This window comes from Paenibacillus sp. B1-35 (assembly GCF_050474385.1).
GTDB classification, from domain to species: domain Bacteria; phylum Bacillota; class Bacilli; order Paenibacillales; family Paenibacillaceae; genus Paenibacillus_B; species Paenibacillus_B alvei.
Window position 1 is genome coordinate 333,343 of record NZ_JBCHVJ010000006.1, and the last position, 22,842, is coordinate 356,184.

Consider the following 22,842-nt stretch of genomic DNA (forward strand, 5'->3'; position numbering starts at 1 on the left):
TTACGATACGATCTGAATCGGCTCCGGCTGCGCTGTATTTCCTTCAATTCGGTAGCTTCGAACACGAGGGCGAAGCCGCGACAAGGAGACAATGATATAGGAACATGGATATGCGGCATGCTCAATATCGTAAGCCGACGGATATGGAATCGAGGCGGGATGGGAATGGAATACGGCAAGCAATTGCTCACCAGTTCTCTCCATTTGCTTCAGTGCACTATCCAACTGCTCCATATCCATGGTAAATGATACTGGGCTCTGGTCGATGTTCACGATAGGCCAGCAGCGCTTGGCGAGTCCGTCATTCCCTGACAGCAGCCCGCATGCTTCCAGCGGCTTCTCCTGCAGGCAATGCCACACCATATCACGATACGTGCAATCGGTCATCCGCAGAGCCGCAATATTACGATTGATCGGAAGGCGATTGTTCACGCTTTACTCGCTCCCTTTGCATGGTCAGCAAGTCTGGCTGCTTTGCCTTGCGGGGTTGGCTCGTCAACGATTTTTGGTTCATATAGCTTAATAACGAGGCATATTCTCCAACACCTTTGTTGCTTGCATCTCCGTTACGCTTGACGGTGTTCGCATGAAGCCATGTAAACGTCGAAAAATTCGGGGTTTGCCGCTTGTTTTCCTCATGCTGCTGAGCATGCTCATCGTTGTCTGAATGATCTGTTGCTTCATTCTGCAGAGCATTGTGCGCTTGCTTTGAATTAAGATGATTGGACATTTCGTCAGCCTCCTGTTCCCCTTCCAGCTGGCTATCTGCTGACGCTGCCATTGCTGCCCTATTATCTTCACGCTCATCATCCAGTTGTTTGTGAATTGCAATATCCGAAGTGAGAGAGTTCTTCTTATCTTCCGTATACTTCTCAACCTTCTCAACTTCCACATGCTTTCCTGCTTGCTCATAGTCCTTATTCCCTGCAAGCTCATTTTCCGTCATGCTATGATGGACAAGGCGATCTTCAGTGTAGCTTTCGTCTGCAACAATTTCTGCCATGCCATCTATTTCTGCAGCATTAAACTGCCATTCGTTATCCGTATGTTCCCACTCTTCCTCCTGTTCTGGCTCGATAACTGTTTCCACCTCTTCTGTGGCTTCAACGCATTGCTCATCATAACGCGAAGAATATAGCTCTTCTTCTTGAGCAAACTTCTCCTCAAGAACGATCCTTCCCGGCTTCTCAACTTGTTCATGCGAATACGCAATAGCTTCCGTCTGAGGTGAAGGCTGAACTTGTGCTTCTTGAGTATGTTCCACTTGCAACGAGACTATGTCTTCCTGATGCGGTTCTGCAATACCCGCTGGTTGTTCTGTCATCGCACTCTTCACTTCGAATCCATCTCTCTTCTCCATCGCTCGAAGCTTCTCAATGACATCAAGAATAGGCAGATACGAGAAGAAAGAGGCGGCGGCACGCATAATTCCATTCGCCAATTGCATCAACTGTTCGGTAGACAACCGCAAAAATCCGCCATACGTTAAAGCAACAGTGGTCCATGACTGTCCTGCCAATGACAATTGATAGTTCGAGCGATCCTTCCAATTCAAGCTTGCGCCGCGGATTGGCAGCTCACTGTACTTCAACAGGTTCATGATCAGCAGTTGGGACAACTGCTTGCTCTGCTTTCGATGATGGAAAAAGTAATGCACGCTTACTTCCATGGCATCATCCTGAACAGCAGATATCCATATGCCTTGCCGCTGATTGTTGGATTCATTCAACATCTGCTTACGCGTGTCCTCTGAATCCACAATCGTAACTCTTAATCCAGCCTGGGACAGCGTAGACTGAATAGGATACCACAACCGATCCACAATTTCGGCCATCTTGCTTTCCAGTACAATTCGACATCCTTGAAGCGGGTTCATAATATCGAGTATGCCGCGTTCTTTATCCAGATGAAACGTAAATGAGTGCTTGCCCAGCAGCTGATATACGTCGATCAATCTCGTCTCAGCAATCGTACATAACGGTTTGCCGTTCAACTGAATTTGCATTCGATGCCCCTCCCTCCCGTACGCATTCACTATCGTTATTGTATGAGGCGAATACCGAATGGTTCCATATTGCCATCACCCGCATGCAATTGCTCCATCAGGCGTAGCTCCTCCCGCTCCATTTCTTCGATATGTTCTTCCACACGCTGAAGTGCATACTCTTCCTGCGTCTTGCGTTCATCAAGCATCATTAGCTCCCCTTGCCATGCTGCAATGGTTGCCGAAGCATAGTGTTGCCATAAACTTAGCTGCAACTGTGCATACTGCAGAAGCATATCATCCTGCACAGGGGGATGCATGCTAGACATAGTGAGGTAAGGATGCAGCAAATCCATCAGTTCTATCGGACGAAAGTGGGGATACCCCCACCCAATAAGTTGTGCCGGAACGATGCCGTGTGCAATTATACGTATCCCGTGTACAATGCGCAGCTTCGATTCACGTGTAAAAGGAATATCCATAAAGGAGCCCCAATCCTGACCTCCATTACTTGAATACGTGCAGGATATCCTCGATGAGCCAGTAACCGCAAGGAGCATACCATTGCTCCCTGCCATCATGAGATGCGGGATGATTGACTGCTTATCAAAATATACCTTCAATGGAAGACCGGAGTGCGCAGCATTCCTTCCTCGAGCAAAAAACAACTTTGTTGTCGCCCCATTACAGACGATCCAGGCGAGACAAGGTTCTTCTTCCCCTGCAGCCGACACCGTGATTTTCCAGCTCTGCTCTGTTTGTGTAGAAGTAAAGACAGGAACCCACTTTGGTTCCTCTGCTTCTATATCCAGCTCAAGCAGCAAGAGCTCCTGCTTATTCGTGTCCGCATGTCGAATCAGGAGCAATCCATATAGCACCCCTGATTCACTTATATCCCAGCTTGCTTGTTCAATATGTACGTTTGCCCCATAATCTTCGTGAACATAGAAAAATTCCCGCTCTTCCCACCTCCCCTGTTCATATCGCCGAAGAACATAAGCCAACTTCTCATTCCGTATCATGGTATAGCTCAAAAATAAGGTTCTCCCCAAACCAAAAAGATAGGGGTGATTCGAGCTGGGATGCCCGCTAACGCGCAGCTCCTGCTTCTCTTCAATCGGCGAATTTATGCTGCACCTCGCATAATAAATCCCCGCTTCAGAAGCCATTAACATATGTAAATAGCCGTGAAACAGAATAGCGCTAAACTGCTTCACGGAACTGCTAAACCCCCATAGATGCTGCTTTGCCCGCTCTCCTTCACGATACAAGGAATGTCGCAGCGACCCATCAGATTGAAGTTCAATCCAATGTACACCTGCAGAGGAATATAAGAAGACTTCTTGCCTCACAGCGATCCCCTCCAAATAATTTTGTGGGGGTGTCACCTTTTCTACAAAGCCCCCATAGACTGTATTGAATTTGAATTCAGATTCTATAAAGGAGGCAGGAAACATTCATGGAGAGCAAGTTAGTTCAAGGGCAAACAACGCCCCCCGAATATTTGCCACTACCCTCTTTGGAATGTATAGAGGTTCCTAAAGTATTCGATTGGGTGTTGTTAACGACGCAAATTGTTGATGAAGCATGCATTGATCCAGCTTTGTGCTTGCCATTGCCGGCTACATTCAGCGTTCAAGCAACGGTACTGTCAGTAAGCTGCGGAGAAAAAGTCGGTTCTATTAGAGAAAATGTTGTGGTAACTGTTGGTGGCACACCAGTTACCCTGCAACGAGTTGTCATTAAGAAAACAGGAACGCTTGAAATCACGATCATTGATACTACTGTCGTTCCTAACGTAGTACATTGCACATTTACGAAAACCTTTGTCCGCTTCGAGAAAGTTCTGTTGTGCGCGCCTCCGGGAACTACTATCAATTGCGAGATCGTTCCGAACACAACAACGATTGAAGTTCTTGATGTTGTTGACAACTCTTGTGTCAATGTGGACATCGTGATTTGCCAAAGCATTCAGGTAACAGCGCCTGTCAAGTTAGTTGTTGAAGCTGAGCTGTGCCAACCGCGGGCAGTGATTCCAGTCCCTGAAAATGTTTGTGTTGTCACATTCCCACAACAATGCCCTACTATTTTCCCTGGTGCGCCTTATCCGTTCCCATCATAATCAAAATGCTGATCGGCTTGGGGTGGTGGCTAAAACCATCCCTTTTTTATTCTTTCGACAGCAGGAACGAGGAGGGGCTAAATGCGGCTATACTATATCGCTTCCGGTTATCGGAGGCCAATTGATATCCTCGATAATGCGCTTATGAAGGCTCTGTATGGTCAGAGTCATGAGAGTAAAATATTTCTGTTAAATCGCGCACCTCTTCAGCAGCTTCTTCCCGATATTCGCGAATTCAAGCCTGAGTTCGTCTTGACTCTATGCGGTCCGCGCTCTTTTTTGCCTGTGGATCTTGTGCGCAGCATTCGGAGAATGGGCAGTCCGATTGGCGTATGGTTCGTTGATGATCCCTATGCTATCGACAATGCACTGCAGGTAGCTGCCGAGTATGATATCATTTTCACCATTGATTCTGGCTGTGTTCCATACTATGAGCGTCATGGCTGCAAGCGAGTGCACCACTTGCCGCTCGGAACAGACACGGACATTTTCCGTCCTTTCACGTCTCATCCTTCCTATGAAAGCGACGTTTGCTTTATTGGAACGGGATACGACAACAGGTTGCGAATGATGCAGCAAATGATGAAAGAGCTTGATCCTACCTTGCGCGTGAAGCTTGTCGGCCATTTCTGGGACACGGTAAATTGGTCAGGCGGATGTGTTCCCCATCTTCGCACGAAGTGGGTCAACTTCTCAGAAACGCCCCGTTATTACAACGGCGCGAAGCTGGTGCTGAATATTCATCGCAGCGAAGATGATACGCTAATTGATAAAAATAAGACAGGTGCGCCAGGCCACACGATTAACAATCGCACATTCGATATTGCTGCATGCCAAAGTTTGCAGCTGATTGATTATCGTCCTGATCTTCACTTGTTCTATGAACCGGGTAAGGAGTTGATATGCTTCGAATCGCCGAAGGAATGTGCCGAACTTATTCATAAGTACATTTATGAGGAAGCCGAACGCAATTCTATTGCCTCGAAGGGATATGAACGAACCCGGGCAGAGCATACGTTTGCGAAGCGGCTGAAGCAATTGCTAGCTTGGGTATGAAGTGTGAATGTGGACGACGATAGTTTGCATTCATTTCTTTTGGGATGCGAGTAAGTTTCCTATCAGCTTTGCTATATCTTATGATGCAGGTGCCAAAATCTTGAGAGACAATTGCCTCATGGAAGAAGAAATGTGCAGTAAGCCCGTTGATAGACACCTATAGTAGGCATGCAGCCAAGCTTATCCTTTGACAAATGACTCCACAATCCCCGCTGCACCAGCAATCGCAAGTAGAAGAATGACGGGAAAAGCATAGGTTGGTATAAGGAGATAACAGACCGTGACAAGGGCTGCCGACCATACCCCTGTGCACCAATAACAGGTAAGGAGCTTGCGCATAAATGCATGGAAACGGCCGCCTTTTTCATCAATTACGGCGAATATAGCTCCATTTTCATCCGTGTGAAACCGCTCCTCTACAAATGGCTTACGAATAAATGAGGTTATTTCATCAAACACGATAAGTCTGGTTAGGCGATAGCTCGCCAAGATAAGCAATATAAAAGATAACCATGTGATGTCCTGCATATGGAGTCCTCCTTAACCGCTCGTATTGCTCTTCGATCAGTTTCATTGTATGGACTTCTTGAGTCGGATAGAACCGTTCCCTATCACTGCCTTGGACATTACATAGTGCTGCCCATCCATTGCAGCGGGAACAAGAAGGAGGTAGATTCAGATTCATGCATGCACTTCCCATTATCGCTACCGAGGAGCAGCTCATTCATACGATTCAGCAGTCAGATGAACGACCATTGTGGTTATTTAAGTACAGTTCGAACTGCGGCTCAAGCAGAATCGCCCATATCGCTCTGAATCAATTTTTGACCAAATATCCACACTTATCTTCTCGATTCTCCTTTGCTGTCGTTCGTGTCTTAGAAGAAAAGGCGTTATCGGAGAAAGTCACAAAAATTCTTGAGATTCCCCATAAATCCCCACAGATACTGCTCGTTCACAAACAAAAGGTTGTATGGAATTCATCTCATCAGCAGATTAACTCCTTACAGTTGTCACAGCTTGCACAGCATTTTTTGCAGCAGCATCCTACTATTTAACCCCTGGGTGCTGGCTGATTTCGATATGGAGGATCAACCTAAAAACCGTCAGGAAGGAGGAATGCTATCCCCTCTTCCTGACGGTTTTTATCTGCCTCTGCAATTAGCCGACAAAGCTGCCCTCTACATGAATGTGTCCGGGATGATCGGCCACTACTTCACCAATGCACACCGCTTCAACGCCTCGCGCCCGCATGTCGCGAATCATGGCTTCCGTATCCGCAGCCGCAACGGATAAGAGAAGTCCGCCCGATGTTACGGCATCACACAGCATCCACTGTGCAATCTCGTCCAATCGTTCATCGAACTCAACTTTATCTTTCACATGGTTGTAATTATTTTTCGTCCCGCCCGGTACAGCTCCGCTTTCTGCCAATTCCCGTACACGAGGCAAGAACGGCACTTGCTCCGCATAAATGACAAGACCTGCTTCGCTGCCAGATGCCATTTCTGTACTATGACCAAGCAGACCAAACCCTGTCACATCTGTACAAGCATGAACATCATATCCAGCCATGACTTCAGCAGCCGTTTTGTTCAGTGTCGCCATGGTACGAGTAACAAGCTCAACCTCTTCTGGTTGCAACAGCTCGCGCTTTAAAGATGTCGTCATAATTCCGACGCCTATCGGCTTTGTGAGCACCAGCTTATCCCCTGGCTTGGCACCCGCATTCGTCAGTACCTTCTCTGGATGAATAATACCAGTTACCGCCATGCCAAACTTCGGTTCCGCATCATCAATGGAGTGGCCGCCAACGAGCGTCGCTCCTGCTTCCTTCACTTTATCGCCAGCTCCGCGCAAGATGTCCGCCAAAATGGACTTGTCCAGCTTCGATATCGGGAAAGCCACGATATTAAGTGCCGTTAGCGGCTTGCCGCCCATTGCGTATATGTCACTAAGAGCATTCGCAGCAGCGACCTGACCGAACGAATACGCGTCGTCAACAATTGGTGTAAAGAAATCAACAGTTTGAACCAATGCCATCTCGTCATTTAAGCGATATACACCTGCATCATCGCTTGTATCTAGGCCAACAATTAAATCCGGATGCTTTTCTGCCTGCGGAAGCATGCGCAATACCTGCGACAGATCGGCCGGGCCTATTTTACAGCCGCATCCTCCTTTGCTTGACAAGGTAGTCAATCGCACCTTTGATTGTTGTTCGTCCATCCCTGTATCCTCCCATCGCATTCAGCGAATTTCTTCCATTCGTGCGTGTTCATATATCCTCTACTATTGTAACATATCCGCACAATGCGATCGTTCATATAGGCATACAAGCTGGTTTCACAAACTTGACCATTCGCCAGTAAAGCAAAAGCTGCCCCTATGGCCAATTAATAGCCATCTGGGCAGCTTCTATAATTACTGATTGTTAATCACTTATACAAGGCCGATTTTATCTCGACGCCTGGCTGCACCTTGCTTGCGCTTCTCGATCAGTCGGTTGAGCGCATCTACGTAAGCGCGGGCGCTTGCTTCCAAAATGTCAGTGCTTACACCACGACCGAGGGCTGAGATATCATTCTGTGCCAGCACAACATGAACTTCACCAAGCGCATCCTTACCATGCGTTACGGATTTAATGGAATAGTCTACGAGTTCGACATTCTCCTGCGTTGCCTTGTCAATCGCTTTGTAAATTCCATCAACAGAACCATTGCCCTCCGATTCTTCCTCAAGCACATTCCCTTCCCATGTAACGATGCGCACTTTCGCAGCCGGAATCGCTTGGTTCCCGTATGCGACATATATCGTTTCGAGCGAATACACTTCTGGCGTGTCGATAAGCTTCTCTTCGATCATCGCACGAATGTCCTCATCAGATACTTCCTTCTTCTTATCAGCCAGATCCTTGAATTGGGCAAACGCCTTGTTCAGATGCTCTTCATCCAAATCATATCCAAGATCAATCAGCTTCTCGCGGAAGGCATGACGGCCAGAATGCTTTCCAAGCACGAGCTTGCTTTCCTTGAGACCAATTGTTTCTGGCGTAATAATTTCATACGTTGAACGTTCCTTCAGCATGCCATCCTGATGAATGCCGGATTCATGCGCGAAAGCATTAGCGCCTACAATTGCTTTATTGCCTGGTATCGGCATGCCCGTCAGCTTGCTGACAAGGCGGCTCGTACGCGCAATTTCGGACAACACGAGCGAAGTTTTCGCCTGATAGAAGCTTGATCTCGTATCAAGCGCCAATGCAACTTCCTCAAGCGCGGTATTGCCTGCACGCTCTCCGATGCCATTGATCGTGCCTTCAATCTGATCTGCACCATTCAATATCGCAGCAAGCGCATTCGCCGTCGCCATTCCCAAATCATCATGACAATGAGCACTTAGCTGAATCGTCTCAATTCCCGATACATTCTCCTTCAGCGTCTTGAAAATATTGCCATACTCGTACGGCGTCAAATATCCAACCGTATCCGGTATATTCACAACGGTAGCCCCAGCTTTAATCGCCATCTCTGTAACTTGACACAAGAAATCGAGCTCCGTACGGCCCGCATCCTCTGGAGAGAATTCAATTTTGCTAAAGTACTTCTTGGCATAACGAATCGCCGCTTCAGCCGTCTCCAGCACCTGCTCCTTCTCCATACTCAGCTTATGCTTGCGGTGAATAGGCGAGGAAGCGAGGAAGAGATGCAAGCAAGCATCCTCTGCACCCTTCAGCGCCTCATACGCAGCATCAATATCCGGAATACGCGATCGGGACAGACCGACAATCGTCGATTGCTTCACCGCTTTTGCCACTGCATTCACAGCTGCCAAGTCACCAGGAGATGCCGCAGGGAATCCCGCTTCGATACGGTCGATTCCTAAGCGCTCTAATTGAAGCGCGATTTCGAGCTTCTCCTTCGTATTTAGGTTCACGCCAGGGGACTGCTCTCCATCCCGAAGCGTCGTGTCAAAAATATAAATTTTGCGCATCGTCTGCACCTCCTTCTTTCGTCTTTAGGGCTTTATATTTATCAGTCTATGTTCAAAAAGTCCATTGATAGCACCGAAAAGGCTGCCGAACGGACTTTTTGAACATCATGTTGTGTAATTGCTTTTCAATTGTTATTCTTTATTTCTTGATCCAGTGCATCAATTCACGCAATTGACCGCCAACCACTTCGATCGGATGATTTGCTTCGTTGCGGCGAGTTGCTGTCAGGAACGCACGGTTCGCTTGGTTTTCCAAGATAAAGTCGCGAGCAAACTTGCCTTGTTGGATGTCGGACAATACTTCCTTCATTGCTTTCTTCGTCTCTTCTGTTACAATGCGAGGGCCTGTTACATAGTCTCCATATTCAGCCGTGTTACTGATAGAGTCACGCATTGTAGCCAGACCTCCCTCATAAATGAGGTCAACGATCAGCTTTAGCTCGTGCAAGCACTCAAAGTATGCCATTTCAGGAGCGTAGCCTGCTTCTACCAACGTTTCGAAGCCTGCTTTGATCAGCGCGCTTACACCGCCGCACAATACAGCTTGCTCACCGAACAAGTCAGTTTCAGTTTCTTCCTTGAAGGAAGTTTCAATAACACCTGCACGCGTGCAGCCAATGCCCTTCGCATACGCAAGGCCAATTGCCTTCGCATTGCCAGTCGCATCTTGCTCAATTGCGATAAGCCCTGGTACGCCGAAGCCTTCTACATATGTGCGACGCACGAGATGTCCAGGAGATTTAGGAGCAACGAGCAATACATCGTTGTCTTTCGGTGCTACGATTTGGCCAAAGTGAACGTTAAAGCCGTGAGAGAACATCAGAGCTGCGCCCTTTTTCAGGTTCGGCTCGATTTCATTCTTATACACAGCTGCTTGTGTTTCGTCTGGCATCAGGATTTGAACGACATCTGCACGGGATGTAGCATCTGCAACCGACAATACTTCGAAGCCGTCTTGGCGCGCTTTGTCCGCAGATTTACCTTCGCGAAGGCCGATTACGACTTGAAGACCGCTGTCACGCAGGTTTTGCGCTTGCGCATGTCCTTGGCTTCCATAACCGATTACGGCGATTGTCTTCCCTTGCAATACGTTGAATTCCGCGTCATTTTCATAGTACATAGTAACTGGCATAAGTATGAGTCCTCCTCTTTCTTCCTATATAAATGGTTTGTGTAGTAATTCCCCCGAATGAGGCGGGTATTTCAAGAGACAATCCCTTGTTCTACCGGCATCTTCTTACTTGTCCCCTGAGAGACCCCCTCATTCGGAGTTTTATTCTATGGCATACAATTATGAAATAAGTCCAACTTGCTGCTTACTTATCTGTCACTTGTCCGCGAATCAAGGCCGTAACGCCCGTACGGCTAATCTCACGAATTCCGTATGGCTCCAGCAATTGAATCATTGCCTCGATCTTCTGCGATTCTCCTACAACCTGCACCATCAGCGTACTTGGACCAATGTCGACGATAGATGCTCGGAACGTTTCTACGACGCCAAGAATCTCTGGACGCACATGCGGTTCAGCCTTCACCTTAATGAGTGCAAGCTCACGAGCAACCATCGGCTGAGAGCTCAAGTTAATTACCTTGATCACGTCAACAATCTTATACAGTTGCTTCTCAATCTGCTCCAGCATCTGATCATCTCCTGTGGTCACAATGACCATGCGGGAGAGACCTTGCTCCTCAGAAGCACCTACGGTAATGCTTTCAATGTTGAATCCTCTGCGACCAAATAGACCGGAAACACGCTGCAGAACACCTGGCTGATCGTTCACGATGACGGCTATAGTATGTTTGGTTATGTTCATCATTCACAATCCCCCATTATCATTTGGTCAATCGTGCAGCCCTGCGTAACCATCGGGTACACATTCTCATACTTGCGAACAACGAATTCAACAACTGCTGGCCCCGGCGTATTCAACGCCTCCTGCCATGCCCGTTCTGCTTCCTCCTTATTCGTCGCACGGAAGCCTCTTACTCCATAAGCCTCCGCAAGCTTCACGAAGTCAGGGCTTCCAGCCAAGTCTATATGGCTGTATCGATTGTCATAGATAATTTCCTGCCACTGGCGAACCATGCCAAGTACGCGATTATTAATAATGGCTACCTTAACCGGAATATTGTTAATCGCACAGATCGCAAGTTCCTGCGCACACATTTGCATGCCGCCATCGCCATTGATGGAAACCACCGTCCGATCCGGGAAGGCCATCTGAGCGCCAATCGCGGAAGGGAAGCCGAAGCCCATTGTTCCAAGTCCGCCGGATGTAATCCAGGAGCGCGGATGATTGAAGCGGTAATATTGCGCTGACCACATTTGATGCTGACCGACATCCGTCGTGACAATGGCCTCCCCTTTGGTCGTATCATTAATCAATTGAATAACCCATTGCGGCTTCAGTTCTTCATCAGAATCAATAAAGCGCAGCGGCATATCCGCCTTCATCTGCATAATGCGGGCACGCCACTCATCCGCTTGGTCTGCACGTGATGCTGTCTTGTTCGCTAACTCCAGCGTCGTACGGATGTCGCCTACAATCGGAATGTCAGTCGGGACATTTTTGCCGATCTCTGCCGGGTCAATATCGATATGGACAATTTTCGCATGGGGCGCGAAACCTTCGAGTTTCATGGTAACTCGGTCATCGAAGCGAGCACCTATATTGATTAGCAAATCCGCCTGCTGAATGGCATTGTTCGCGGTGTAAGTGCCGTGCATCCCCGGCATGCCCATCCACAGATCATGGCCGCTTGGGAAGCCGCCTAGTCCGAGCAGCGTCGTCGTAACTGGAATTTGCGTTTTACTTACGAATTCATACAGTTCTTCATGCGCATTAGAATGAATGACTCCAGCCCCTGCGAGAATAACCGGAGACTTCGACTCTCCAATCGCTTTCAGCATCTTCTCAACTTGATATTTATTCGGCATAACGTTAGGGTTATAGCCGCGAATATTTACGTCCGATACCGGTTCGAACAGCGTCTTCGCCGCCGATACATCCTTCGGAATATCGATGAGAACCGGACCCTTGCGTCCTGTGTTCGCAATGTGGAACGCTTCGTGTATAACACGCGACAAATCCTTCACATCGCGTACCAGATAGCTATGTTTTGTAATCGGCATTGTGATGCCTGTAATATCTGCTTCCTGGAAGGCATCTGTACCAATCAAGCTCGTCGCTACGTTGCCTGTAATGACAACGAGCGGGACAGAATCCATATAGGCGGTCGCAATTCCCGTGACCAGGTTCGTTGCTCCTGGACCCGATGTCGCGATACATACGCCTACCTTGCCGCTCGCACGAGCGTAACCGTCCGCAGCATGAATGGCTCCTTGCTCGTGCCGGGTCAGAACGTGGTGGAAATCCTCACAGCCGTGCATAGCATCATAAATATAGAGCACCGCGCCGCCTGGATATCCGAACACACACTCCACACCTTCCAACAACAAGCTGCGAAGCAAAATATCCGAGCCTGTAATGACTTCAGGCTGCATCCATTTCTGTCTTAAATCTTCTTTAGACCTCATTGTCGTACGATGTGAGCTCATTCGACATCCTCCTTACGCATATTTACTCATTTCCACACTCGGGCTCTAGGTTACATTTGTGAAGATATGTTTCGCCTGGCCAGGCACATATACAGCTAACTCTTTGCATGAATCATCAAGAAATAAAAGAGCCAGCAAATGCAAAAAAACCTTCCATCCCCACGCAGCAAGCTGCTGCATTAGGGACGAAAGGTTGTGCTTCCGTGGTACCACCCGCATTCATCTCATATCTCGCGATATGAAATCTCAGCAAGTATTCGTATGCTCATAGGCAATAGCAAATACTCATAGCGTCTAACGCGCGCCTTACGATTCTCCCTACTCGCATGATAGAACGATAATTCTAGCGTCCAATCATCTGTTCAGGAGAACAGCTCCGAGGTGAGCTCGCATATAAGGGGTTAAGGCATCGGTTTCAGCAGAACCTCCGACTGCTCTCTGTTCATAAGAGCCCTTACTACTTCGTCCTCTTCATTGCCGTTGGTATTATGTGACATGTTTCAAATGTTTAGAAACATTATATGCCTCCACCTACCAGGAGTCAATAGGGCATTCTTTATTTTTTTGTTTTGTGAATCATTATGGATTACTGCAGATTTTTGCATGATTGTTCCTGTTTCCGCTCAGTGGACAGTTTATATCCGAACTTTTTTGTTTTTACAGATAAATAATATACGTTTTTCATTTTTCTAGTAAAGCGGTTTCAATCCCTCTGAACAATGCAACCGAACGATGCGCCAACGCAGTAAAATCAATAGGATGGAACCCTTCAACATCTGCAAATAACGTATCATGCAGCGGCTGAACAAAATGTGCGGGAAGTCGTCGATGGCCCATCGAAGCTCCTAAAATAGAGCCGACTGTCGCTCCATTGCAATCCGTATCGAATCCACCCAGCACGGACGTTGTTACACCACGCACAAAATCTCCCTTGGAAAAAATCAGCGAAGCTGCAACGAGCGCGGCATTATTATTGGTGTGTACCCATGAATAATGACTGAACGCATTCCAAATCCGCTCTGCCACCTCTTCTTCGCTCTTCGCTGTTCGACCAATCTCTATCGCTTGAGTGATATCAGAGGCAAGGCGTGATGTAGCTGGAATCTGCGCAAGCCCCGCCCGAACGATGCGTTCAGGATCCGGTTCATAGAAGGCCACAGCAATCATCGCTGCAACGAACATCGCCCCATAAATTCCATTCTTCACATGTGATAACGAGGCGTCCCGCCATGCGAGCTCTGCTGCTAATTCTGGTCTTCCAGGAGCAGAGTAGCCGTATGCATCTGCACGAATTTGAGCGCCTATCCATTCACGGTATGGATTCAGGTGCATCCGTACTCGTTCCCAGTCAACTTCCCGTTTATCCCCGGAAGCTGACTTGTTGCAATCCCGCACGGCAGCCAGCTCCTGCTCCAAATTCACATAGGCCATGCATTCGGCAGTAAATACTTGCTTTAGGCTCAGGCGCTCAAGCCAAATCGTTCCAACATGTTCCGTCTTCAGCTCCAACCCATGCCGCTCCATCAATAGCAGTCCAAGAACGGCATACCGCATATCATCATCCGTTTCCATGAAGCGAATCTGCTCGAGCTGGCTGTCTGGAAAAAAGATTCTCAGCTTCTCATTTGGACGAAACTCGAATGATGCCGCGCGCGACTTTCCAGGCACATAACTCCGAAATGGCCAAGCTTCGGCTTCTTGAAGCCAAGTTCGAACCCACTGCCAGCCCGGAACACCACCCGCTCCGTCGATAAATGGAGGCACTTCAAACGGTTTGCCAAGCGCACAACCAATTGCACGTCCCACCCATGCGCCGTGAAAACGATCATGCCAGAAGGCATCATCTCGCAACGCAGATTCACGCATGAGCAGGAGCTCCTCTTTCGATAGGAAGGAAGCTTCAGCAGGTCTCCGCTGCCGAATGCCTTCCAAATCTGAGGGCTCTGTAAAAGGAAAGTCACTGCGAAAACCCCGATTGCACATTTCCAAATATAACTGTGCTGCAGCTTCCTCATTATCCGAATGATGGCGCAGCCAATCGTCCAAGGCCTCAGCAATTCCTTCTGCATCCTTCCCTTCCTCGATCATTTGCTTCCATTCCGCCTGCAAAAGTTCACTCCAGCCGCCGTGTGCCCATTCCCGCTTGATTGCATCAAGATCCATAATTCCGTTTCTCATTAAAACGCCCCATTTCCATATCTCGGAATGATAATAATGTGTGTGCTCATAAAACATCTGCATATTCGGACTATTATCTGTTGCTAGCCTACTAATCTCGTTGGCTCGACACTCTCCACGAAATACTTCTGCGCAAATAGATACAAAGTGATCATCGGCATCAAGACAAGCAGCGCTCCCGCGTTGATGAGCTGTGATACATAGGACGGATCGTTGATGATATCGAAAGCAGGCAGTTCTTTTTTCCGGTTTGGACTCCTCTTTAGGCTCATCTTTTTTAGGTTCTTCTTTTGGCGCCTCCGTTTTTGACTGTTCCTGTGGTGCCAGAGCTGAACTCCCGCTGGAACCCGAGCAAGCTGTGACGAGCAACCAGTAGACCATGTAATAGAACGATCATCCAGTATTTTTATGATTATTGGATGTAACCACCCTAAAGGTTATTCCCATTATATTCTTTAATTCTCGGAAGCACTTTGACTATTGTTCACAGGAGCCGGCTTTTTTTCGAAATGTGAGGAAAAATGATCCGATGATCACCGCTGGATCACAAACGTCATAAAATATAAAAACAATTGGAACAGAGGGAACTATTATGATTCGACTTCGACGGCCTGCTACTGATGATGAAGCAATCCTTCAGCTTGTGAAGCGGGAATTGCTGCCCCACTCCCACTTGATTGCAAGTCGTGAACAGCTAATCAAGGAAATCCCTGAGCGCTTGAGCGAAGGGCCTACGTATGTTGCTGTTAATCGCGTGAACCGCACTGTTGGATTCGTCCATGTATATGTACGAGAAGACACACTTATTATTGATATGCTTGCTGTTGCGCAGACCTCACAGCATCGAGGATTTGGGAGACAACTACTCAAAAAAGCCGAACAATATGGGCGAAACAAGCGCTGTACTCAGGTACGTATTATGGTTGATTATGGCAATGTTCGAGCAGAGCGTTTTTATGAACGCAGCGGATATCGGTTCATTCGCTTTGTTCCTGCCGTCGTATGCCATGAAATGGGGAAAAAACTGTAACATGCGAGCAGCCCGGGGCATTCCCCGGGCTCGCTGTCTACTCTTCTCCGCTTAGCAGGTTACTACGCTCTCCTTTTGCAGCTCTTTAATATGTCCGCATTTATCTATAATAACCATATCCTCCGTAATATCCTCCATATGGCCCTGGTCCTCCGTACCCGTAATATCCGTATCCGCCTCCATACGGATATCCGCCTCCATAGCCATATGCAAAGGGTGCTGTGCCTATTGCCAGCAAATCAAACAATACGAGCGGAATAATCGCCTTGGTCTTGACCTTTTTTCCTTTATCTTGCTCCAGTACAAGCCGCCGCCCCTTCACTTCAATCAGCTTGCCGCTAACGACCGTTCCGTTCTTATGCTGCGCATAGATTTGCTTGCCAATCAAGCTCTTCACCTGTGCCTTCGTCACACCATGCATCATAATCCCTCCTTCACCGGTGTACCTTACATGGTATGCCCGCCAAGCGCATACTGCTTGGATATCGGCCTTGCATCTATGAATCTGTGTCGATGTTTATAACGAAATCTCCCATGCTGCTATCTTGCGGCAGAAAAAGGTTTTATAAACAGAAGCTTGCATGCTACTACTTGGAACTTACATTGGAATCAATAATATGTTGTACAGGCTTCGATAGAGCGTAATAATCTCCATAAATTTGCGGCTTTTTGTCCTGATTCCATGAATGCCCATTTAATCAAACAAAAATCCATACCATTCCTGGTATGGATTAATATTAAACTCAAGTTGTATGGGATCGACTCACTTATTCTTCTTCGTTAAAGAACACTTTGTAATAGTGCATGCCACGCTCTTCATCATAGCCCTTTTCAATGAAAGGAAAGCTCTCTGGCTTAAGCTTCATATCGATGCCCGTGTCTGTACGAATATTGTTCTTATGAGAGCGTTTGGCCTTTTTCAATGCCGGCTGTGAAATTGGAATTTCTGTAATCGGCGGAAGCTCGTTGGCTTCCTCAAATGTTTCCTTATACGCTTTGAACAGCGGCACGAGCTCTGGCTGTCCGATGACTTCTTCCGCAAATGCCTCTTCCTCGAACTGTTCATGCTTTGCAAAGTATTCCATCGTGCTGTTAATGAACATTAGCTTGTCCTTCTTCTCAGGACGCTCTTCAGCAGCTGGAACGATAACATCCTCATAAAACTGCGTGCACATATCAATGGCTTTATCCGTTAAATAATGCTCATCCTCCAGCAGCTTTACATTGAGGAAATCCTCCATCCAATATTGAGCGGCCTCTCCACCTTTACTCGCTGACGTATCAACCACACCCAACACGTAACCGGAGTCTGCATGCACATTTAAGATTATGCAGCCCTTGTCGAGCTTGCGGATATTAATTCCCTGCTCTACCTGTAGTCCTAAATCATCAGATGACAGCTCATCAATTCGCATATATACGTCTTTATTTTCCGACTTGAATATCCCGATTGCATCAATGCTGAAGTTGTTGTACAAAATATTGTTCAGGTGTACAACATACAGTTCACCCGCTTTAATTTGAGGATGTGATGATTGCTCATACAAATGATTCAGCATATGCACGGACTGTTCATGGAACGCGTTGGCCTGCTGGAATATGCGGCTCGCATACGTGTACATTTCATTCAGGGGTAGCTCCGCTTCATGCTGAAAAGTGTAATGTATGTCAAATTTGAAGCTGGAGATAAAATATTTAAGCAGCGTCTCGCGCACATCGTCATTCGGAATATGGTAGAGCTCGTTCGATACACGAACTCCTTCATCCTTGGATTGGTTGCCCACCTTATGAATGACCATTTGGTGAATGTCCGCTTTGGACAGATCGATCATGCAATTCCCACTCCTCTTCTCGAAGTCACATTCCTCTATTGTAACGAAAAAAGGTAGGGTTCGGAAACTACAAAATGATAGAAACTCCTCCTAGATGTATAAAAAGAGGGGGCGGCTGGCGAAGTTAGTAAGGAGAGGAGGTGAATAACGATGGCGAAAGACGTACTTTGCGAAGTGAACTCCTGCAAGTATTGGGCAGCAGGCAATAAATGCGCAGCGACTTCCATTTATGTGGTGAACAACCGCGGCAAGCAAGCTGGTGATTCTGGCGACACAGATTGCAAAACATTCGAACCTAAGCTGTAACGATTATGGGGCGGCCGTCACGCCGCCCTTGTTTACTCCCGACTCACTCACATTGATAATTATTCTCAACAATGGATACATTTATACATCCGCTCTTATACCTCTTCAGCATTTTTCCAATGATGAATACATCGTCATACATAAGACGCTTTCAATGAAAACATTGTTTCTTTTCCACTCGTTATTGTTATTCTGCTGTAATCTCTTTAATCTCGCAAAGTTCTATACTATAGAGGAAGTCATCACGACGCACACACGAAGGGATTGAAACATCGATGAATACGAAAAAAACAGTTGTCACACTTGCACTTTCCTGCACAATGATCGCCAACATGGGCGCAGCAGCATATGCAGCACCTGCCCTGGCAGCAGGAAAAGAAACAAAGCCTACAACAACGACACAAACAACACTGTTGAACAATAAATCTATGACTAACAAAGTTGAAATTGGTCTTAAGGCAACCAAGCAGCCGATCAAAGCTACAAATAGATTTGTTCATGTTAATTTGAATGTACCTGTCATTATCGGCTTGAAAGACAGCAAATACGAAGAACAACTGAATGATATTTTAATGCGCCATGCGATGAAAGAAAAAGCAGAAGTGTATGAAGCTTCTAAAAAGGCAGAACAAGTTGCGAAAAAACAAAAAGTTACCTTCGAACCAGCAACGCTGAACTCTGACTTCCGCTTCGTTAAAAATGGTAATGTACTATCTCTGATTGTTGATACGTATAAAATCACAAGTGCTGAAGCAAATGGCGAAAGCCGTACAGATACCTATACCTTCCTAAATGAAGATGATGCACATGCATTGCAACTGAGTGACTTGTTCAACAAGGATACTGATTACAAAGCATTGCTAGGGAACGTCGTACGCAATCAAATTGCATTGAAAAAAAACAAACAAGATTTCAACTTCGAGAAAATAAAAGACACGCAAAGCTTCTATGTATCCAACGGCTACCTGGTGTTGACATTTGACCGTTATGAAATTGCTCCTGGAGCAGCTGGATCGCAAAACTTTAAAATTCAGCTTGCTTCCATCCAATCGAAGCTGTCTGATACATTCAAGCAAGCTCTGAAAGGCTAATTCACTAAAGCACAATAAGCTTAGCTTACAATCAACTAACCGCAAATGATATGGACTGGCAAACCCTTGTCAGTCCTTTCTTTTTTGCTTCAGTCTCTTCATCATGTGCGAAGTGCTGAAGTTTTAACTTATTCATTTCTTCTTACAAATTTAGCGAATGTCATTTTTTTCTTCCGCATGAACAAGAGTGAACCCTTTATAATATACGTATGACTTCTCAGAAAGGGCGTAATGAAGGCTATGTCAGAACATAAACCAATAACTTCTCTTCCTGCACCCAAGCACTGCAAGGAATCCCGTGTCTTCAAGACCGGTCGTGTATTTCCTAACGATGTCAACAATCATCAGACGCTGTTCGGCGGCAAACTGATGAGTCTTATTGATGAGACAGCTTCTATCTCTGCGATGCGGCACTGCCGTCACAATATCGTAACTGCATCCACGGATTCCGTAGATTTTCTGCGACCTATTCGTCCCACAGATTCCGTGTGCTTAGAATCCTTTGTCACTTGGACGGGCAAGACCAGCATTGAGGTATTCGTCAAGGTTATCGCAGAACAGCTATATACTGGCGAGCGCGTTGTAGCCGCTACCTCCTTCCTAACTTTCGTAGCACGTCATGAGGACGGCTCAGCAGCGCTTGTACCCCCTGTAATCCCCGATACAGAAGAAGAGAAGCTTCTTCATGAATCGGCCACAGAACGAGCGGAACTGCGCAAAATAAGACGTGTAGCGAGCAAACAGTTAGCCGATAAGCTGACGACCAGCAAGTACTGGGAATAATATAAAAAAAAGCAGCGTTTCGAATCCATTTCGAAATCGCTGCTTTTCTTATATCAACGCAATCTTACGCGTTAACTTTTTCTTTTGCAACTGTAGCCAAGGAGTTGAACGCGTTGATATCGTTCACTGCCAAGTCAGCCAACATTTTGCGGTTAACTTCTACACCAGCCAATTTCAAGCCGTGCATGAATTTGCTGTAGGACAAGCCGTTCATGCGAGCCGCTGCGTTGATACGAGCGATCCACAATTTGCGGAAGTCACGCTTCTTAACGCGACGATCGCGGTAAGCGTACAGCAAGGATTTCATCACTTGCTCGTTAGCTGTTTTAAACAATCTGTGTTTGGAACCGAAGTACCCTTTTGCCAATTTTAATACTTTTTTATGACGACGACGTGTCGTAAATCCGCCTTTTACTCGAGCCATTTCGTATTAACCTCCCAATCGATTCGATGTTTCCGTATAATTCTTATTTCAAGTTAGCCAATTGCTGCTTCATACGACGAACGTCGCCTGCTGCCATTACTGGGCTAGTAGCAAGAACGCGCTTCGTGCGGTTCGATTTGTGGGAAAGCAAGTGATTGCGGTACGCTTTATAGCGGCGTACTTTACCTGTACCCGTAATTTTGAAGCGGCCTTTCAAGCTGCTGTGCGTTTTCATTTTAGGCATTATCGTTTCCTCCTCAAGTTCGGTAATCTTATCCGCCGCCTTCTCCTGCGCGGCGGGCCGAATTAGCTGTTCGCCTTCGGTGCCAAAATCATAATCATGCTGCGACCTTCAAGCTTCGGTGCACGCTCTACGATGCAAAGCTCAGTAGCTTCGTTCAGAACGCGTTCCAATACTTTCTTACCGATATCAGCATGTGTGATTTCACGTCCACGGAAGCGAACAGAGCATTTTACCTTATCTCCGTCACGCAAGAACTTCAGTACGTTGCGAAGCTTCGTATTGAAATCATGCTCCTCGATGTTGGCACGGAACCATACTTCCTTCACATCAACAATCTTTTGGTTTTTGCGTGCTTCCTTTTCTTTCTTCTGTTGCTCATAACGGAACTTTCCGTAGTCCATAATGCGACATACAGGCGGTTTAGCCTGTGGAGCTACGTTAACCAAGTCCAAGTTAGCATCGTATGCCATCTGCAGCGCTTCGCGGAAAGGCTTAATGCCAATCTGCTCCCCAGCTGGTCCAACTAAGCGAACCTCTCTTGCACGAATGTCCTCGTTAATCAAATGATCCTTGCTAATGGTGTGCCACCTCCATAATCGAATTCCCTGCTTACTGGTTATAGTGTAAAAAAGGGATGCAAGCTCATCGAGCCCACATCCCTCACATAGACATTCTAATCTAGTGACACTGCCTAAGCAGTGCGAGTCATAACCAGCCAACAAAACGTCGGTCAGGTGAGAAGCGTGGGCTTCTTCTTTCAAATTGCAATATGCATTTCAAACACTTGATTAATATATCACAACGGCTTAACCAAGTCAAGCCGCTGTCGTTATCTTTTTTATTCACTTACACTTGCTTGCCTTGCATCTCTTCCAAACGTACAACTCGTGTATGCTCGGTATGGCTCCATACCTTGTTGTTCTGTGTGAAGAACGCATAGAACGTAATTGGCCACCAGGACAACAAGAACACTGGGAACGTAATCAGAGATGCATAAATGCGCCACGACTTGACACCTTCCAAAACCAAGGCCAGTACGAATACGGCACAGGACAGCACAAGCGATACTACAGGAACCCACTCAGGCAGGTACTGGAAGAACGTTGCCACGTTTGGTCCATTGAAGAAAGCAGCATCCACCCACATGAACGCGGTCATGAGGAAGGTAACCAACACGGTATAAACCGTAATCGTGTACAACGCCATGTCGAACTTCGCCAAGTTACGCTCCTTGATACTTTTCCAGAGCAGCGGGAAGAAATAACGGCGCGCTACTGTAAAGTGGCCTTGCATCCAGCGCAGACGCTGACGAGCCGATGCCTTGAACGTGAGCGGCTTTTCATCATAGACGCGAGCGTTGTAGTTCAGCACTGGATTGATACCGTTTTTAACACAACGGGCAGTGAACTCCAAGTCCTCTACCAAGCTTGTCGCACCCCAGCCCATTTCCTTCAGCAACTTGCTTTCGAAGCACATACCTGTACCGCCTAAGAAGTTAGCCATGTTCAAGTTCTTGCGGGACAGCTGCCATAGACGGTTGCAATACCAGTAAGTAACGCCATATGCAGCAGTAATCCAGGAATCCTCTGGATTTTTCGTATCGATGTATCCTTGTATTACTCGTGCTCCGGAGCACAGATCATTATTCATTTCAGTCAAAAAGTCTTTGCTTACCAAGTTGTCCGCATCAAGCATAACAACTGCATCATATTGACGCGGCATTTCCCACAAATTTTTCAACATCCACTCGATGGCATGACCCTTGCCCCGTTGATGTGGATTATGGCGTTCACATGCATAAACGCCATGCTCTCTTACGATATCAGCTGTACCATCCGTGCAATTGTCGCAAATGACAAACACGTCGTACATATCTCTTGGATAATCGAGCGCCTTCAAATTCTCAACCAATGCCCCGATTACAGCTTCCTCATTGTGCGCTGCAACAAGGACAGCGAAAGATTTTTGCGGTTCGTATACTTTTTTCTCTTTTTTGCGGTAAATCCCGAACAGCGACAAGGTAAACTGGTACACCCCAATCGCGGCCAGCAGAACCTGCAAGACGATAAATAACGTATCCACCATGCTTGGTGTCCCCCTTTTAAATAACCCCTAATCAAATTCATTAACGCGTCAATTAGCATGGCGCTCTCTTTTTATGTATGAACGCATGCTCATCAACTCTATATATGGTTTACCCCGCTGAAAACGGTCGATCACGATTTTCTAATGTTTGCTTT

General features: G+C 46.9%; 24 protein-coding genes. 7 read left to right on the plus strand and 17 right to left on the minus strand.

The features are described from left to right. The 3 genes from ACQ5BJ_RS20695 to ACQ5BJ_RS20705 are packed head-to-tail and all read right to left on the minus strand — an operon-like array spanning window position 1 to window position 3,336. Entirely contained in the window at window positions 1-432 is a 432-nt protein-coding gene (locus ACQ5BJ_RS20695) for a M67 family metallopeptidase (protein WP_289356211.1), read from the minus strand. After that, the gene (locus ACQ5BJ_RS20700; RefSeq protein WP_289356212.1) at window positions 404-2,005 is read right to left on the minus strand and encodes a hypothetical protein; all 1,602 of its coding nucleotides are present in this window, start codon (window positions 2,003-2,005) and stop codon (window positions 404-406) included. The genes ACQ5BJ_RS20695 and ACQ5BJ_RS20700 overlap by 29 nt, the downstream gene beginning before the upstream one ends. Window positions 2,006-2,040: 35 nt before the next feature. Then, entirely contained in the window at window positions 2,041-3,336 is a 1,296-nt protein-coding gene (locus tag ACQ5BJ_RS20705) for a hypothetical protein (RefSeq protein WP_289356213.1), read from the minus strand. A gap of 107 nt (window positions 3,337-3,443) precedes the next feature. Between ACQ5BJ_RS20705 and ACQ5BJ_RS20710 the strand changes: the two genes are divergently transcribed. Both ACQ5BJ_RS20710 and ACQ5BJ_RS20715 read left to right on the plus strand, forming a co-directional pair. After that, entirely contained in the window at window positions 3,444-4,106 is a 663-nt protein-coding gene (locus ACQ5BJ_RS20710; protein WP_005548678.1) for a hypothetical protein, read from the plus strand. A gap of 81 nt (window positions 4,107-4,187) precedes the next feature. Continuing rightward, window positions 4,188-5,162: a CgeB family protein gene (locus tag ACQ5BJ_RS20715; RefSeq protein WP_005548680.1), complete on the plus strand. Its 975-nt coding sequence runs from the start codon at window positions 4,188-4,190 to the stop codon at window positions 5,160-5,162. Window positions 5,163-5,342: 180 nt separating this feature from the next. On the opposite strand, the gene ACQ5BJ_RS20720 is transcribed toward ACQ5BJ_RS20715, so the two are convergent. Continuing rightward, the gene (locus ACQ5BJ_RS20720; RefSeq protein WP_005548682.1) at window positions 5,343-5,690 is read right to left on the minus strand and encodes a DUF1360 domain-containing protein; all 348 of its coding nucleotides are present in this window, start codon (window positions 5,688-5,690) and stop codon (window positions 5,343-5,345) included. 155 nt (window positions 5,691-5,845) lie between these two features. Between ACQ5BJ_RS20720 and ytxJ the strand changes: the two genes are divergently transcribed. Next, entirely contained in the window at window positions 5,846-6,220 is a 375-nt protein-coding gene (gene ytxJ / locus ACQ5BJ_RS20725) for a bacillithiol system redox-active protein YtxJ (protein WP_005548683.1), read from the plus strand. 103 nt (window positions 6,221-6,323) lie between these two features. Here the strand turns inward: ytxJ and selD are convergent, their stop codons facing one another. The 7 genes from selD to ACQ5BJ_RS20760 all read right to left on the minus strand — a co-directional run bounded on the left by selD (window position 6,324) and on the right by ACQ5BJ_RS20760 (window position 15,164). Further along, entirely contained in the window at window positions 6,324-7,391 is a 1,068-nt protein-coding gene (gene selD / locus ACQ5BJ_RS20730; protein WP_005548684.1) for a selenide, water dikinase SelD, read from the minus strand. A gap of 213 nt (window positions 7,392-7,604) precedes the next feature. Further along, the gene (locus ACQ5BJ_RS20735) at window positions 7,605-9,155 is read right to left on the minus strand and encodes a 2-isopropylmalate synthase (protein ID WP_430113416.1); all 1,551 of its coding nucleotides are present in this window, start codon (window positions 9,153-9,155) and stop codon (window positions 7,605-7,607) included. 139 nt (window positions 9,156-9,294) lie between these two features. Further along, window positions 9,295-10,287, minus strand: coding sequence for a ketol-acid reductoisomerase (gene ilvC / locus ACQ5BJ_RS20740; RefSeq protein WP_005548686.1), 993 nt, complete (start codon window positions 10,285-10,287; stop codon window positions 9,295-9,297). Between the two features lie 184 nt (window positions 10,288-10,471). Beyond that, window positions 10,472-10,972 carry an acetolactate synthase small subunit gene (ilvN, locus tag ACQ5BJ_RS20745; RefSeq protein WP_268598771.1) on the minus strand — a complete coding sequence of 167 codons (501 nt, stop codon included), beginning with the start codon at window positions 10,970-10,972 and terminating at the stop codon, window positions 10,472-10,474. Continuing rightward, a complete protein-coding gene (gene ilvB, locus ACQ5BJ_RS20750; RefSeq protein WP_268620796.1) occupies window positions 10,969-12,714 on the minus strand; it encodes a biosynthetic-type acetolactate synthase large subunit in 1,746 nt (581 codons plus the stop codon). Before ilvB ends, ilvN begins: the two co-directional genes overlap by 4 nt. 681 nt (window positions 12,715-13,395) lie before the next feature. Continuing rightward, window positions 13,396-14,892, minus strand: coding sequence for an ADP-ribosylglycohydrolase family protein (locus tag ACQ5BJ_RS20755; protein WP_289356218.1), 1,497 nt, complete (start codon window positions 14,890-14,892; stop codon window positions 13,396-13,398). An 83-nt stretch (window positions 14,893-14,975) separates the two neighbouring features. Next, window positions 14,976-15,164 carry a hypothetical protein gene (locus ACQ5BJ_RS20760; RefSeq protein ID WP_268598773.1) on the minus strand — a complete coding sequence of 63 codons (189 nt, stop codon included), beginning with the start codon at window positions 15,162-15,164 and terminating at the stop codon, window positions 14,976-14,978. A gap of 320 nt (window positions 15,165-15,484) precedes the next feature. Here ACQ5BJ_RS20760 and ACQ5BJ_RS20765 point away from each other — a divergent pair, with 320 nt between their 5' ends. Continuing rightward, a complete protein-coding gene (locus ACQ5BJ_RS20765; protein ID WP_289356219.1) occupies window positions 15,485-15,922 on the plus strand; it encodes a GNAT family N-acetyltransferase in 438 nt (145 codons plus the stop codon). A gap of 100 nt (window positions 15,923-16,022) precedes the next feature. Here ACQ5BJ_RS20765 and ACQ5BJ_RS20770 read toward each other — a convergent pair whose 3' ends face one another. Both ACQ5BJ_RS20770 and ACQ5BJ_RS20775 read right to left on the minus strand, forming a co-directional pair. Next, a complete protein-coding gene (locus ACQ5BJ_RS20770) occupies window positions 16,023-16,346 on the minus strand; it encodes a hypothetical protein (RefSeq protein WP_040736124.1) in 324 nt (107 codons plus the stop codon). A 343-nt stretch (window positions 16,347-16,689) separates the two neighbouring features. Beyond that, window positions 16,690-17,754 carry a nucleoid-associated protein gene (locus ACQ5BJ_RS20775; RefSeq protein ID WP_289356220.1) on the minus strand — a complete coding sequence of 355 codons (1,065 nt, stop codon included), beginning with the start codon at window positions 17,752-17,754 and terminating at the stop codon, window positions 16,690-16,692. A 150-nt stretch (window positions 17,755-17,904) separates the two neighbouring features. On the opposite strand from ACQ5BJ_RS20775, the gene ACQ5BJ_RS20780 reads away from it, so the two are divergent. The 3 genes from ACQ5BJ_RS20780 (at window position 17,905) to ACQ5BJ_RS20790 (ending at window position 19,934) form a co-directional block, all read left to right on the plus strand. After that, complete coding sequence (locus ACQ5BJ_RS20780; protein ID WP_005548696.1) at window positions 17,905-18,060, plus strand: DUF1540 domain-containing protein; 156 nt, start codon at window positions 17,905-17,907, stop codon at window positions 18,058-18,060. A 275-nt stretch (window positions 18,061-18,335) separates the two neighbouring features. Continuing rightward, a complete protein-coding gene (locus ACQ5BJ_RS20785) occupies window positions 18,336-19,151 on the plus strand; it encodes a DUF3298 and DUF4163 domain-containing protein (protein ID WP_262866647.1) in 816 nt (271 codons plus the stop codon). A gap of 231 nt (window positions 19,152-19,382) precedes the next feature. Further along, window positions 19,383-19,934 (plus strand): acyl-CoA thioesterase, encoded by a 552-nt coding sequence (locus tag ACQ5BJ_RS20790; protein ID WP_430112194.1) that lies wholly within the window; start codon window positions 19,383-19,385, stop codon window positions 19,932-19,934. A 64-nt stretch (window positions 19,935-19,998) separates the two neighbouring features. On the opposite strand, the gene rplT is transcribed toward ACQ5BJ_RS20790, so the two are convergent. The 4 genes from rplT to ACQ5BJ_RS20810 all read right to left on the minus strand — a co-directional run bounded on the left by rplT (window position 19,999) and on the right by ACQ5BJ_RS20810 (window position 22,687). Further along, complete coding sequence (gene rplT, locus ACQ5BJ_RS20795) at window positions 19,999-20,358, minus strand: 50S ribosomal protein L20 (protein WP_021254461.1); 360 nt, start codon at window positions 20,356-20,358, stop codon at window positions 19,999-20,001. A gap of 43 nt (window positions 20,359-20,401) precedes the next feature. Continuing rightward, window positions 20,402-20,602, minus strand: a complete 201-nt coding sequence (gene rpmI, locus ACQ5BJ_RS20800) for a 50S ribosomal protein L35 (protein WP_005548700.1) — start codon at window positions 20,600-20,602, stop codon at window positions 20,402-20,404. A gap of 62 nt (window positions 20,603-20,664) precedes the next feature. After that, entirely contained in the window at window positions 20,665-21,165 is a 501-nt protein-coding gene (infC, locus tag ACQ5BJ_RS20805) for a translation initiation factor IF-3 (RefSeq protein WP_040736125.1), read from the minus strand. Between the two features lie 283 nt (window positions 21,166-21,448). Then, window positions 21,449-22,687: a glycosyltransferase family 2 protein gene (locus ACQ5BJ_RS20810; protein WP_262866648.1), complete on the minus strand. Its 1,239-nt coding sequence runs from the start codon at window positions 22,685-22,687 to the stop codon at window positions 21,449-21,451. Window positions 22,688-22,842: the final 155 nt, after the last annotated feature.